This is a genomic window from Vulcanococcus limneticus LL (genome assembly GCF_943369875.1).
Classification (GTDB): Bacteria; Cyanobacteriota; Cyanobacteriia; order PCC-6307; family Cyanobiaceae; genus Vulcanococcus; species Vulcanococcus limneticus_A.
This window is the reverse complement of record NZ_CALROT020000001.1, coordinates 463,845-477,264: the sequence shown is the minus strand read 5'-3', so window position 1 is coordinate 477,264 and position 13,420 is coordinate 463,845. Positions and strand designations below refer to the sequence as shown.

13 protein-coding genes are annotated in these 13,420 nt (G+C 73.8%); 5 read left to right on the top strand and 8 right to left on the bottom strand.

The window, feature by feature from the left end; all coding sequences use genetic code 11:
- Positions 1-3 precede the first annotated feature (3 nt).
- Positions 4-576: a peroxiredoxin gene (locus ACLV7J_RS02325; protein WP_411867500.1), complete on the top strand. Its 573-nt coding sequence runs from the start codon at positions 4-6 to the stop codon at positions 574-576.
- On the opposite strand, the gene ACLV7J_RS02320 is transcribed toward ACLV7J_RS02325, so the two are convergent.
- The 7 genes from ACLV7J_RS02320 to ACLV7J_RS02290 form a co-directional block, all read right to left on the bottom strand.
- Complete coding sequence (locus tag ACLV7J_RS02320; protein WP_411867499.1) at positions 549-1,160, bottom strand: hypothetical protein; 612 nt, start codon at positions 1,158-1,160, stop codon at positions 549-551. The two genes, ACLV7J_RS02325 and ACLV7J_RS02320, sit on opposite strands and share 28 nt — an antisense overlap.
- Positions 1,161-1,281: 121 nt before the next feature.
- Positions 1,282-2,307 (bottom strand): zinc-binding alcohol dehydrogenase family protein, encoded by a 1,026-nt coding sequence (locus ACLV7J_RS02315; RefSeq protein WP_411867498.1) that lies wholly within the window; start codon positions 2,305-2,307, stop codon positions 1,282-1,284.
- Positions 2,308-2,309: 2 nt separating this feature from the next.
- Positions 2,310-3,383 (bottom strand): polysaccharide pyruvyl transferase CsaB, encoded by a 1,074-nt coding sequence (csaB, locus tag ACLV7J_RS02310; protein WP_411867497.1) that lies wholly within the window; start codon positions 3,381-3,383, stop codon positions 2,310-2,312.
- A 25-nt stretch (positions 3,384-3,408) separates the two neighbouring features.
- On the bottom strand, positions 3,409-4,155 hold the full coding sequence (locus ACLV7J_RS02305; protein ID WP_411867496.1) for a hypothetical protein: 747 nt from the start codon (positions 4,153-4,155) through the stop codon (positions 3,409-3,411).
- Between the two features lie 206 nt (positions 4,156-4,361).
- Entirely contained in the window at positions 4,362-6,053 is a 1,692-nt protein-coding gene (locus ACLV7J_RS02300) for a mechanosensitive ion channel family protein (protein WP_411867495.1), read from the bottom strand.
- 89 nt (positions 6,054-6,142) lie between these two features.
- Entirely contained in the window at positions 6,143-9,043 is a 2,901-nt protein-coding gene (locus ACLV7J_RS02295) for a hypothetical protein (protein ID WP_411867494.1), read from the bottom strand.
- Between the two features lie 45 nt (positions 9,044-9,088).
- Positions 9,089-9,721, bottom strand: a complete 633-nt coding sequence (locus tag ACLV7J_RS02290; RefSeq protein ID WP_411867493.1) for a hypothetical protein — start codon at positions 9,719-9,721, stop codon at positions 9,089-9,091.
- Positions 9,722-9,889: 168 nt separating this feature from the next.
- Here ACLV7J_RS02290 and ACLV7J_RS02285 point away from each other — a divergent pair, with 168 nt between their 5' ends.
- From ACLV7J_RS02285 to psaK, 4 genes are read left to right on the top strand one after another with little or no spacing between them, the layout of a single operon-like run.
- Positions 9,890-10,246: a DUF2499 domain-containing protein gene (locus ACLV7J_RS02285; protein WP_411867492.1), complete on the top strand. Its 357-nt coding sequence runs from the start codon at positions 9,890-9,892 to the stop codon at positions 10,244-10,246.
- A complete protein-coding gene (locus ACLV7J_RS02280; protein WP_411867491.1) occupies positions 10,243-10,560 on the top strand; it encodes a DUF3593 domain-containing protein in 318 nt (105 codons plus the stop codon). Before ACLV7J_RS02285 ends, ACLV7J_RS02280 begins: the two co-directional genes overlap by 4 nt.
- Positions 10,557-11,705 (top strand): substrate-binding periplasmic protein, encoded by a 1,149-nt coding sequence (locus tag ACLV7J_RS02275; protein WP_411867490.1) that lies wholly within the window; start codon positions 10,557-10,559, stop codon positions 11,703-11,705. The genes ACLV7J_RS02280 and ACLV7J_RS02275 overlap by 4 nt, the downstream gene beginning before the upstream one ends.
- A gap of 56 nt (positions 11,706-11,761) precedes the next feature.
- Complete coding sequence (psaK, locus tag ACLV7J_RS02270) at positions 11,762-12,019, top strand: photosystem I reaction center subunit PsaK (RefSeq protein WP_411867489.1); 258 nt, start codon at positions 11,762-11,764, stop codon at positions 12,017-12,019.
- Between the two features lie 139 nt (positions 12,020-12,158).
- On the opposite strand, the gene ACLV7J_RS02265 is transcribed toward psaK, so the two are convergent.
- A complete protein-coding gene (locus ACLV7J_RS02265; RefSeq protein ID WP_411867488.1) occupies positions 12,159-13,376 on the bottom strand; it encodes an FAD-dependent monooxygenase in 1,218 nt (405 codons plus the stop codon).
- Positions 13,377-13,420 lie beyond the last annotated feature (44 nt).

Here is a 13,420-nt window from a genome sequence, read left to right as displayed (position 1 = left end):
CCCATGCAGCGCCGCCAATTCCTCGGCGGCCTCACCCTGGCATCCCTGGGCCTGCTGGCGTACGCGCCGCAGGCCCTTGCCCTTGGTGGGGTCCTTCCCGATCTCGACCAGCCGGCCCCGGCCTTCGACCTCGACGGGGTCGTGCCCCAGAGCGGTGGCGTGCGTGAGGCCCGCCTCGCCCTGGGCGATTTCGCCGGCCAGTGGCTGGTGCTCTATTTCTATCCGCGCGATTTCACCGGCGGCTGCACCCTCGAAGCCCGCGGTTTCCAGAAGGATCTGGAGAGCTTCCGGAGCCGCGGTGCCGCCGTGGTGGGCATCAGCGCCGACGACCCGGACTCCCACGCCTCCTTCTGCGGCAGTGAGGACCTCGCCTTCCCCCTGCTCTCGGATCCCGCTGGCGCGGTGAGCCAGCGCTACGGCTCCTGGATCGCCCCCTTCTCCCAGCGCCACACCTTCCTGATCGACCCCGACGGCGTGCTGCGGGCCCGCTGGGTGGCGGTGCGGCCCACGGGCCACAGCCAGGAGGTGCTCAGCGAGCTGGAGCGGCTTCAGGCGAGCCGGGCGTCGCTGGGCTGAACGGGGGGCGCCACGGACGGCGCCGGGCGGAAGCGCATCCACCAGCCGCTCGCCGGACCCTCCACCTGCCAGCGCGGCAGCCAGTGGCGCCAGCTGTAGGCCACGGCCCGGCCGCCGCTGCCCACCTGCACGTAGCCGCCGTTGGGGTTGTCGAGTTCGCCGTAGGGATCGTTGAACACGCCGAAACCAGGCCTGTAGCCCACCGCCAGGATCCAGTGGCCGCCGCCCCGCGGCGCCGAGGAGGGGCCGTGGTGCAGGAAGCCGGTCGCCGCCGGAAAGCCCTGGTCCAGGTCCTCCAGCAGCTGGTCCTGGGTGCCATCGGTGCGGAAGCTGCCGGTCACGCCGTAGTCGGCGCAGGCGGCGATCTGCGCCTCGGGGGAGGTGGTGTCGCCGTAGCGCTGCACGGTGCGCAGGTAGGTGTCGTCGGCGTTGGGACCGCGCAGCGCCTGGGGCCGCAGGTATTTCACCGCCATGGCGCAGGTGGAGGAGAAGCACATGCGCAGGGCCTGGCCCGGCAGCTGACTGTCGGTCTGCACGTAGTACTGCCGCACCGGCAGCACCAGGCTCTGGGTGGAGAGGGTCATGGGGGGCCCAGGTTCCCCACCTGATAGCACCGTGCACGGCGGCAGAACAGGGGCATCCCACGATCCCCGGACCGATGGCGACGGCGTGAGGGCACCTGGAGCCGCCATCCGGCGGCCTGGCTCAGTCCCAGCCGGCCAGCACCACCTTGCCCACGCTGGTGTGGCTCTCCATCAGGGCGTGGGCACGGCGCAGGTTGTCGGCACTGATCAGCCCGAGCTGCAGGCGGGCGGTGCTGCGGATCTGGCCGGCGTCCACCAGGGCGGCCACCCGCGCCAGCAGGGCACCCTGCTCGGCCATGTCCGGGGTGTGGAACAGGGAGCGGGTGAACATCAGCTCCCAGTGCAGCGACAGGCTCTTCTTCTTCAACGCCAGCACGTTGAGGGCCTCGGGGGCCGGGTCGTCGATCAGGGCCAGGGCGCCCTGGGGGGCCAGCACCTCCACCAGCTGGGGAAAGTGCTGGTCGGTGTGGGTGAGGCTGATCACCCGCTGCACCGCGGGCAGGCCCAGGGCCTCGAGCTGGGGGGCCAGGGGCTGGTGATGGTCGATCACGTGCTGGCAGCCGAGCTGCCGCAGCCAGGCCTGACCCTCCGGCCGCGAGGCCGTGCCCACCAGGGTGAGGCCGGTGAGGCGCCGGGCCAGCTGCACCAGGATCGAGCCCACGCCGCCGGCGGCCCCCACCACCAGCAGGGCCTCACCCTGGTGCGCCTCGGGCCCCTGAATGAGACGCAGCCGATCGAACAGCAGTTCCCAGGCCGTGATCGCCGTGAGCGGCAGGGCCGCCGCCTCGGCGGCCGACAGCGATTCCGGCCGCCGCGCCACCAACCGCTCATCCACCAGCTGCAGCTCGGCGTTGCAGCCCGGCCGGTCCAGGGCCCCCGCGTACCAGACGCGGTCGCCCACCTGGAACCCCTGCACCGCCGGGCCCACGGCCTCCACCGTGCCGGCCCCATCCCAGCCCAGCACCTTCCACTCCCCTGGCGCGGGCGTGTCGCGGCGCCTCACCTTGGTGTCGACCGGGTTCACCGCAAGCGCCTCCACCCGCACCAGCAGATCGCGGGGTCCCGGCACGGGGTCGGGCAGCTCGATGGCGAGCAGGCAGAGGGGATCCTCCACGGACCGCGACTGCTGGTAGCCGATGGCACGCATGGTCAGGCTGTGAGACGGGTGAGCAGATCGCGGTGCACCGCCGTGGCGGCCCGCTGGGCGGCCATGGCGCTGGGCGCGAGGGGCCGATCGAGGCTGGCGGTCCAGCTGGCCGCCAGCTCCTCGGCACTGGGCGGGGGATCGGCCAGGTCGCGCCAGGGGGCCTCGATTGCCGCGGCGGCGGCGCGCACCTTGGGGTCGTAGCTCAGGGCCGCCACCGGCGCCCCCGCCAGGGCCGCCAGGATCAGGGCGTGCAGGCGCATGGCCACCACCAGGCCGGCGGCCTGGAACACAGCCATGGCCTCGCTGGGCTCGTGGGCCTCCACCTGGCGGCTGTGGCGGGCCAGCGCCTCACCCACCAGGCGCTCCGCCAGCAGGCGGGCGTAGAGGCCGGTGTCCTGCTCGCGATGGAACGGCAGCCAGATCACCTCCCGCTGCTGCCGCACCGCCAGCAGCTCCAGGGCCTGCAGGTAGGGCCGCCAGGCCGCGCCGCTGAGCAGGGGCGTGGGCCGCCAGCAGACCACGATCGGCCCGCCGGCCCCCCGCCACGGCTGCGGCTCCAGCGACCAGACCGGATCGCTCCCCACCGGCGCCCGCCGCCCCAGCCGCTGGGCCAGCTGGGCCGACTCGGGATCCCGCCAGGTGATGCCCTGGGCCAAAGGCAGCAGGGCCCGAACGAGGGCACGGCTGCGGCGGCGCTTCAGGGGACCCAGCCCCTGGCCCCACAGCAGCACCGGCTTGCCACGCAGGCGGGCCGAGGCGATCAGGGCCGCGTAATAGAGGAGGCTGCGGAAGCTGGTGGAGTCCTGCAGCAAACTGCCGCCGCCGAACACCAGGGCCCCGCAGCCGGCCAGGGCCGCCAGCACGGCCCGGGGGCTGCGGCGATCCACCGTGGCCACGCCGAAGCGCTCGCGCACCTCCGCCTGGTCGTGGGCAGTCACCAGGGGCGTGAGCTGGGGCGGCAGCTGGCGCAGCAGGGCCGTGAGCAGGGCGTCATCGCCCAGGTTGTGCTCGCCGTAGTAGCCGCAGAGCAGTACGGGTCGAGGCCCATCATCCCGGAGGTCCCCAACCCCTGCCAAAGCGTCGCTGCCGCACCGGGCGAGCCTACGGCTGCTGCGGAGCGGCGCAGGGCAGGGGGTGACGTGTGGCCGGATCCTCCACCCAGGGCAGGTAGGCGGTGCCGCGCACCGGACGGGTCAGCGGCCGGGCGGGCGGAACGCTGGGGTTGCTGGGATAGCGGCGGCCATCGAAGGGCAGCAGGGCGTAGAAGCCGTGGGCCGCATCCAGCCGCACGCGGCTGATCAGGTCGCTCCAGCCGTGGTGGCGACCCTCGCCCACGATCAGCGGATCCCGGAACAGGGTCATCCGGCTCACCAGCTCCAGATCCCCCTGGCGTTCGCGGAAGATCAGCAGCGGACAGCCGCCGGTGCCGCAGTCCAGCGGGCCCAGCAGCGTCGCCACGACCTCCAGGCGGCCATCGCCGTTGAGGTCGACGCGGTTGTAGGCGTAGCGGGTCTCCTGCCCGGGCAGACGGGCCGCCAGGCAGGCCCGCTCGATCAGGCGGCCCTGGGCCTGCCGCCATTCGGGCGAGCCCGGATCGGGTCCGTGGCCCTGGCCATCGTCCACCCGCACCGGAAACAGGGCCCGGCGCAGGGCCGCCTCCAGACGCCGATCGGGGCTGGCCAGCGGCGGCACGGTGCGCCGCACGATCGGGGCCGGTTGGGCCTGGGGCGTGGCCGTGGCAGGCGGACTCCCCGCCAGGGCGAGGGATCCGGCCAGGCCCTCGGGGCCGGCCAGGGCGGGGGATCTGGCCAGGCCCTCGGGGCCGGCCAGGGCTGGGAGGGCCAGCACCGCTGGGAGGAGCCCACCGAGGAGCCGGGCTGCTCCAGCTCTCCGGCCCGTCCAGAACGGGCCAGCTTGCCCTGGGCCGTGGGGCAGCGGGGAACGTTGGCTGAGCATGGGCCCCAGGCGCCAGCGCGGGCGGCGCGGATCGTGTTCCTCCGTCCTAGCGCTGATCCCCGGCCACAACCCAAAGGCCAGCGGGCCGGGATGACGACTCAGGTGGGCAACGGCACCGCCGCCGGGGCTCCGGCCAGGGCGATGCCCTCCCGCTGCAGCCGCGTGATCAGCCGGGCCAGCAGCTCCCGCTGGCAGGCCCACTGGCGGCCGGTGCGGGTGGTGAGCATCACGCTCACCTGAATGCCGAGGGGCCCCACGCCGTTGACCCCCCGCAGCAGCGGTGGGGCCATCTGCTCGAGGCTCCAGAGCGGGTCGCTGGCGAACAGCTCCAGTTCCGCGCCAATCACCGCCAGGGCAGCAGGGAGATCGGCGTTGGTGACCGCCAGGGGCAGCACCACATCGATGCCGGAGCGGATCTTGGTGTGGTTCACCAGGCGCTGGCAGCTGCTGTTCTGCACCACCACCACCCGCTGGTCCGCGGCCCGCAGCACGGTCACCAGCAGGCCCACATCCACCACATCGCCCTCCAGACCATCGATCTCCACCCAGTCGCCCACGGCGTAGTGGTCGTCGATGAGCACCACCAGACCCGCCACGAAATCCCGCAGCAGGCCCTGGAAGGCGATGGCCAGGCCGCCCAGCAGGGCACCACCGGCCAGCACGGCGTTGAAGGAGAGCTCGCTGATGCCGGGAATGTCGGCCAGCACCAGGATCACCAGCACGGCGATGCAGGCGAGATCAATCAGCCGCTGGCTGGCCTGCACCAGGTTGCGGTAGCGCTGGTCGCGCCGGGCCCGCTCTTCGATCGGCACCCGCAGGCTGCTCACCCACTGGCGCAGCACGAAGGCCGCCAGCAGCCGCAGCAGGAAGGCCACCAGGCCCAGCAGCAGCAGCTTGGCCAGCACGGCGACGGGCTGCATCAACAGGGCCATCCCCAGCGGGATCTGGCCGGGCACGGCCGTCACCCCCAGGGCCAGCATGGTCACCAGCTGCACCAGCACCGCCAGGAACAGCAGCCGGCCCAGCACCATCAGCAGCTGCGGCCGCAGCCCCTGCAGGTCGGCGGCCGTCTGGGCGCTGCGCTGCCGGGCCCGCAGCCGGGCCCGCAGCTGCGACCAGCCCCAGAAACTGAGGCCCACCGTCACGGCCAGGAACAGCTCCACCGCCACCACGGCCCGGAAGCGCATCGCCAGCTGCTCGGGCTGCATGGTGAGCCGGGCGTGGCGCAGCCGCCGCTGCAGCAGCTGGCGCCAGCGGGCGGCCAGGGCCGTCGGGGTCTGACCGTGCAGCTGCGCATCGGCGGCCGTCACGGTGAGCAGCGGCAGCGCTTCCGTTCGCCCCTTGAGGTGCGCCTCCAGCACCGGCGGCCCCTGGGCCGCCTGGGCGACGACCACCGTGAGGTCCTCGGGCGTGCCGAGCACGTTCCAGGGATCACCCGTGCAGAGCCGATCCGGCCCCCCCAGCACCAGGGTCTCCAGCAGGCTCTCGGCCACGGTCTCGCCGCCGCTGCAGAGGGTCTGGGGCCTGTACAGCAGGCTCAGGTTGCCCTCGATCACCGTGGCCCGCTGGCGGGCATCGGGACTGTCCTGCCCGGGGCCCACCACCGGCGAGGCCACGCTGATGGCCGGAATCCCCAGGATCCGCACCGGGGCCACGTCGTAACTGCCGGCGAGGCGTTCGGTGGGGTCCGCCTGGGCTTCGGGCGCCGACGCCGGCGCGCCGGCCCAGGCCGCCGGCAGCAGCAGGCAGCTGAGGGCCAGCAGAAGGGCCAGGAACCAGGGCCTGCGCATCGGCTTCGGCACAACGATCAAGCGGACCATGCTGCGGGCACTCTGGTGGGCGCTGGCGTCCCCTGATCGCGACGGGGGCCGATCGCGGCTCAGAGCGGCAGGGTGATCGGCGCCACCGGTTCGATCTGCGGATGCGCGCCGCCGCACTGGTTGCTGCGCAGGATCAAGGCGCTGGCGCCGGCCTCGAGGAAGGCCCACACCACCGTCTCGCTGGCCAGCCGCGGCAGCAGCAGGCGCCAGCTGCCCAGGCCCCGCAGCAGGTTGTCGAGGGGGCGATCCTCGAGGCTGCTGCCCAGCACCGCGGCGTTGCGCTGCCAGTCGGGCCGCAGTCCGGCGAAGGGCAGCAGCTGGTGGCGCAGCCGCCGCTCCAGCCGCAGCAGCGCCCGCAGGCGCTCGGCCTGCTCCGGATCGGCCTGCTCCCAGGCCCGCAGGGCCGCCGGATCCTGGTGGGCCACCTCCTGCTGCAGGGCGCGGATGGCGGCGAACAGGGCCTGGTTGGAATCCTGGGCACAGTTGTTGGCCGGACCCACGAAGGTGGCGCCGGTGCCATCGCCCACCCGGTAGCGAGCCATCATCGCCGTGAGCTGATGGTCGAGGCCATCGAGGGGGGAGCGGCTGTGGTCGCCGATCCGGTAGGAGCCCGTGAAGGGCGGATAGCGCAGCAGGATGTCGGCCACGGGACGGGTGCCGAGCCAGCCCCACTGGCGATCACCCAGGTAGCGCCAGTCGTCGTGGCGACCGGCGATCAGGCCGTCGGGGTTGTGGGTGTACACCTGGCGGTAGGCCAGCTGGATCACGGGCTCGCCGGCCAGGGGCTCCGCCACCACCTCGGCGATGCCGTAGGCGAAGTGGCCGGCGCAGAGGCCGTGCTGCAGCGCCTGCTCCCGCTGCTCGCCGCCGATGCCGCCGAACACGTGCACCACCAGCAGCCGGTCGCCGAGCTGCCAGCCCGGCGGCAGGGTGGAGGGCGACGGTGCCGTTGCTGGGTCGAGCGCTGGGGCTGCTGCTGGGCCGGCCGCTGCGGCCGCCGCCAGGGGCTGCAGCGACACCAGGGCGCTGAAGGCCGTGCCCGGCTCCAGGGCAGCCCAGATCTCCCGCTTGAGCAGCTGCCGGGTCGCCGGCCGGCCCGTCACGATCCGGTCCGGGAGCAGGCGCCGCAGCCGGCGCGGAATCAGCGACTGCACCACGAACGCCCCGGCCCCATCGGGCACGCCGCTCACCAGCCAGCCCTCGGCATTCAGCGCCGCTCCCTCGATGCCCTCGGCCGTGGCCGGCAGGATTCCCTCGCCGTTGGCGATCGGGGCGGGCAGGCGCAGCCGCAGGTCGGGCTCGGTGCGGAAGGCACCGCGCTGCGGCTCGTAGCTGGCGGCGCTCCAGAGGTCGCCGCCCAGGGGCTGGCGGAACTGCACCAGGGCCAGAGCCAGGCCCGTGGTCTGCACCGGCTCGGCCTCGATCCGCAACAGGCGGCCGTCCTCCAGCACCTGCACTGGCTCGGGCAGTCGCACCAGCACGTCGTCCTCGGGTCGGCTGCCGGCCAGGGATTCCAGGGGTGAGACCTGGCGCCAGTGGTCGAGCCTCAGCGGGTGCACCAGCCCCTGGCCGGCGCTCCAGCGGGCCTCCGGGCTGAGGTTGAGATCCCGCACCACCGCCCCCAGGCGTGGGTCCAGCCACTCCAGCTGGCAGGTGCGACCCACCAGCTGCCGCCAGGGCTCGGGGGCTGCGAACACCTCAAAGCCCACCCGGCCGCCGTCGCGCTGCTCCGGGGCCGGCAGCCGCAGACGGCCGATCCAGCCCGCCAGGGGGCGGAAGCAGGGCGCCGGTGGGGGAGCCGTGTCGCGGCCCACGTCGAGGCGGTGCCAGCCGTTGGCCCGAAAGCGGTCGACGTTGCTAGTGGCCCGCCGCGGCGCGGCCTGGGCGGGATCCCGGTCCGTGAGGATCGCCGCCACCTGATCCACGGTCTGGTCCATGGCGCTGCGGCCATCGGGCAGCAGCAAGGCGGCATCCATCAGGCCGCCCGGCAGGGCATGGCCCACCGGCCCCAGGGAGCGGATCGTCACCTGGCCCCGCCGCCGGGCCCGGTTCCAGTAGCTGAGCACCTGCCAGCGCCAGCGCCGCGGGAACAGCACCGGCCCCAGCCGCGCCACGGGATCCCGATCCCCCAGCAGGTGATACAGGTGCTCGGCCTCGAGGATGTGGGTGTTGCCCGCGAACACCCCGCCCAGGGAGATCACCTCGATCGGCGCCTGCAGGCTGCGGCGCAGGTGCGGCAGGGCCCCCAGGGCGATCTGGCCACCGCCGCTGAAGCCCAGCAGGGTCACGGGCGTGCAGCTCCCCAGGGGATAGCCGTGGGCCAGCAGGCTGTCGGCGATCACCTGGGCCATGCCCTGGTTGTAGATCGGCCCGTAGCGCTGGTCGGCCGACACCGCCACCACGGTGACGTTGCGCAGGTTGATCAGGGCGCCCAGCAGGGCCCGGGGATCCCGCAGCCGCAGGCGATCCACCCAGCGCCAGAAGCCCGCCAGCCAGCTGCCCTCGGTGAGCGGCACGTTGCGCACCGAATAGGGCATCAGCCCCCGCAGGATGGCGACGTCATCCGGCAGGCGCGCCGCCAGCCGCCGCAGGAAGTCCTCCCCCTCCGGCAGGGCATCGCCCGAGGCCTGGCCGATGCCGTCGAGGTACACCACGAAGCGGCTGATGGGCCGATCGCGCGTCACCGGTGCCGCCAACGCCCCGGGCGGAGTGCCGGTGTCGAGGGGCTGATCGCCCTCCCAGCCGGCCCACCAGCCCAGGGCCTCCAGCGGAGCGAAGAAGAGGGCGATCAGCACCAGCACCAGGGCGATCAGCCCCAGATCCAGGGCCAGCCCGAAGGAGCGGCGCAGGCCCGCGTAGGCCAGGTGCAGCAGCGCCCCGGTGCCCGGCACCAGCACCAGCCCCACCAGGGCCAGCAGCAGCCAGAGGCGTTGGCGCGGGGAGAGGGACGGACGGCGCACAGCGGCAGCGGCGTGAGGGGGGGGGTCGGGGGGAAGGGCGCGCCGCTAGCGGCGACCGCGCGGGCCGGCCCGCAGCAGCTCCTGCAGCCGCTCGCCATCGCTGACGATCGTCACGCCGGCGGCCCAGTCCTGCAGGCGCCGGCCCAGGGCCATCACCGGCTGGCCGGCGCTGCGCTGCAGGGCATGCATCGCCAGCCAGCCGCTCACCAGGCACCAGAAGGCGCCCCAGGCCGAGAGGCCGGTGGCGGTCACCAGGCCGAGCACGAACAGCACGGCGGTCCAGAGGGAGAGCAGGGTGAGCCAGGGCACCCCGAGGTAGGGCAGGGCACCGAGGAAGGCCAGCAGCTGGGGGGTGTGGGCCAGGCCCAGGGCCCGCACCACCGCCGCCAGGGGCACGGCCACGCCGAACAGCAGCCGCGCCGCCAGCCAGGTGCTGAGCGCCCACACCAGGAAACCGCAGCCAAACAGCAGCGCCTCCACCAGCAGGCTGAGAACGAAGCGCTGGGGCCGCACCCGGTTCACGAACAGCACGAAGGCCTCGCCCACCCCCTGGGACAGGCCCGCCAGCACCGCCACCCAGATCGCCATGGCGGTGCCCGGCGCCACGGCCTCCAGCCGCTGGAAATCCCCCGGCTGGAAGCTGAAGGCGGCGTGGATCAGCTGGGCGACGCCGGTCATGGCGGGACTCCCCGGACCCCATCGTTGTAGGGGCGGCATGGGCCGCTGCCTACGGGTAGCCTGCCGCGCAGGTGGGCGCCCGCCCCCAGACGCGTGCTGCCTACATTGAGGGCCTTCGCGTTGGGGTTCTGGCCCTGCCGCACGGTCTGCGCCGAACGGTCTGAGCCGATGCACGCCCTCTCCCTGCCCACGTGGTGGATCCACATCACCTCGGTGCTCGAGTGGGCCCTGGCGATGCTGCTGGTGCAGCGCTGGGGCCAGCGCCGCGGTGAGCCCATCTGGAGCTGGCTGGCCCTGGCGATGGTGCCGGCCCTGGTGAGCGCCATGTGCGCCTGCACCTGGCACCTGTTCGACAACCCCGACGGGCTGCGGGGGCTGGTGGTGCTCCAGGCCGGCACCACGCTGCTCGGCAACATCGCCCTGGCGGCGGTGGCCTACGTGATCTGGCGCCAGAGCCGCAGCCCCCGCCAGGGCACCGCACCCGCCACCGCCGTGCCGTCCGCCAGCGACACGCCCTCCGCATGAGCGTCGGCACCTTCCTCGACGGGCTGGCCGGCTTCGATCCGGCCCCCCTGTTCGTGCTCTCCCTGGTGCCCTACCTGGCCTTCCTCTGGTGGGGCTGGCGCAGCCGCCGCTTCCCGCCGCTGGCGCTCTGGGGCTTCGCCATGACCCTGGTGTTCGTGGCGGCCACGATCGTGGCGGCGGTGCTGGCCCAGGTGAACTACGGCCGCCAGCTGGCCGATGTGGATCACCTGCACGGCGCCGCCGAGTCGCTGCTCACCCTGAGCAACCTGCTGGTGCTCGCCGGCTTCAGCCTTGGCGGCAAGCCGGGGCGATGAACCGGCACCACCCCCGGCGCAGGGGCAAGGTCCGGGGCGCCCTGGCGCTGGCGGGGCTGCTGCTGGCCGGGCTACTGGGCGGTTCCGCCGCCACCGCCGCCACCATTGCCACCGCCGCCGAGCCGCCTGTGCTGCGGGTGGGCGTACTGAGCGGCTCCGCCCCCTGCTCCGACCACACGGGCAACCGCTGGAGCGGCAGCGCGGTGGAACTCTGGAACCGCCTGGCCATCGAGGAGGGCCTGCCCTTCGTGTTCGAGGCCCGGGCCAGCGCCAGCAGCCTGCTGGCGGCCACCGCCGCCGGCGAGCTGGATGTGGGCGTGGGCTGCCTGAACGTGACGCCGGAACGGATCGGCCGTTACCGCTTCAGCCTGCCCTTCCAGGAGATGGGGCTGGCGGTGCTGGTGAAGCGCGACCGGCTGGAGCTGGGCCAGGCCGTGCTGCGCTCGCTGCTGGCGCCGGATCTGCTGCGGCTGCTCGGCGGCTATCTGGTGGCGATCGGCCTGGTGAGCGGCGTGCTCTGGGTGGTGGAGGGACCGCAGCGGCTGCGGGATGGCCAGGACCACCGGCGCGGCTTCGCCAAGGTGTTCCAGATCCTGGCCACCGGCCCCGGCACCAACACCATCGCCACCACCACCCGCGGCCACGGGCTGGTGATCGTGAGCTACCTGATCCGCATCGTCACCGCCTCGCTGCTGGTGAGCTACATCACGATCAACGTGGTGCAGGAGCCGCGGGCCAGCGGCGCCCGTCCGCTGCGCAGCCTGCAGGACCTGGCGGGCCAGCGCGTGGCGGCCCGTCCGGGCAGCGTGAGCAGCGCCAGCCTGGAGCGGATCAATGCCGGTGGCACGGCCGAGCCGATCACGATCGTGCCGTTGCCGCGGGTGCAGGAGGCGCTGCAGCTGCTGACCGACGACCGCGCCGATGCCGTGCTGGCCGACGACCCCCAGCTGGAGTTTCTGCTGCGCCGCTCCGGCAACCGCCAGCTGGAACTGGTGCTGCGCAACCAGCAGAGCGAATCCCAGGCGTTTGTGTTCTCGCCGCAGCTGGATCCGGCCACCCAGGCCCGCATCGATCACGCCATCAGCCGCCTGAAGCAGCAGGGCGTGGTGGCGGCCCTGCGCCGGGAGGCGATGAACAAGTCTTAAGCGGGCGGGGTAGCCGGCGAACACTGCCCGGAAGATGGGGCGTCGCCTTGAATCCCATGCTCCCCACCCTGCTGGCTATCGCCCCCGCTGCGGTCTCCTGGTCCCCGAAGGTGGGCCTGGTGATGATCATCTCCAACGTGATCGCCATCGCCATCGGCAAGGCCACGATCCAACAGCCCAACGTGGGCGCCAAGCTGCCCAACGACGCCTTCTTCGGCGGTCTGAGCCACGCCTCCCTGCTGGCCACCACCAGCCTGGGCCACATCCTCGGGATCGGCACCATCCTGGGCCTGGCCTCCCGCGGCGTGCTCTGAGCCGCAGCGACAGCTCACACAGCGCAGGGCGGGGGTCCACAACCCCCGCCTTTTTTTGATGGGGGCGTGTTGCCGGCCTTCTGGCTGCAGTCCCTTGGGATGGCGGCCCTTGCGATGACGGCCCGTGGGATGACGGCCCTCAGCGACGCCAGCCCAGCAGATAGGGCAGGGCGCGCAGGCCGTAGCGCTCGAAGCGGTAGTCAAACAGCAGGGCGGAGAGATCCTCGGCGCTGTGCTGCTGGGCCAGCCCCGCCAGCAGGCCCTCCAGGCGGCGATCGGCCCGGGGCCCCTCCAGGCCGAGCCAGGTGCGGCGCGCCAGCCGGCCGCTGAGGCTCCAGCGCCAGCCCAGCTCCCGCCGCAGCCGGCGTGGGTAGGCCGCCAGCTGCTCCGGCTCGTCCTCCAGGGCCTCCAGCAGCAGCGGCGCCAGCACCCGGGCGCTGGCCATGGCGTGGCGGATGCCCTCGCCCCCCAGCAGGTTGGCGGTGCTCACCGCGTCGCCCAGGCCGATCAGCCGCCCCCGCTGGTGGGGCTCCCGACGCCGCACCGTGCTGCGGATCAGGCCGCCGTGGCGGTCCAGCACCCGCGCCCCCGCCAGGCCCGTGCGCGCCAGGGTCGCCTCCAGCCAGGGCCCCAGGGGCGCCTGGCGCCGACCCGCCGGCGCGGCACCAGGGCCGACTCCCTCGGCATTGAGGCGGCAGACCCCCAGCTTGAGCTGGCCGGGCTGCATCGGGAACACCCAGCCATAGCCCTGGGGCATCCAGTCGCTGCCCAGCAGGAAGGTGAGCTGATCACTCCACGGCCGCCAGCGCTCCAGCGGCAGCTCCAGCAGCCATTCAGCCCCGAGGCCGCTCACCAACGGATCGGCGCCATCGGCCGGCGGATCCCCCAGCAGCCCCCGCTGCTGACCCGTGGCATCCACCACCCAGCGGCTCGTGAGCCAGTGCTCCTCGCCCCCAGGCCCCCGCAGCCGGGTCCGGATCAGCCCGGTGGCAGCCGGCTGCTGCACCGTCAGGGCGCGCCAGCCCAGGGCGATCTGGGCCCCGAAGCCCTGGGCCTGGCCAGCTAGCCAGCGGCGCAGGGCCGCGAAGTCGAGCACGGCCCCCAGGGGACGGCCATCGCTGGCCCGCCAGTGGCGATCGGCCGGGCCCGGCCCCAGCAGCCGCCAGCCGCTCCAGCGGTGGGCCACCACCGCAGCGGGGATGTCCAGGCGCTCCAGGGCAGCCAGGGGCAGCGCCGCACTGCTGAAGGCCGCCCGGTCCAGGTCCGGCAGGGCCTCCACCACCAGCACGTGAACGCCGCGGCGGGCCAGCAGCCGCGCCAGCTCGGCCCCGGCGGGGCCGCAGCCGGCGATCAGCACATCGCAGCGCTCGGGGAACAGGGCCGGGGCGAGCGGACGGTCGG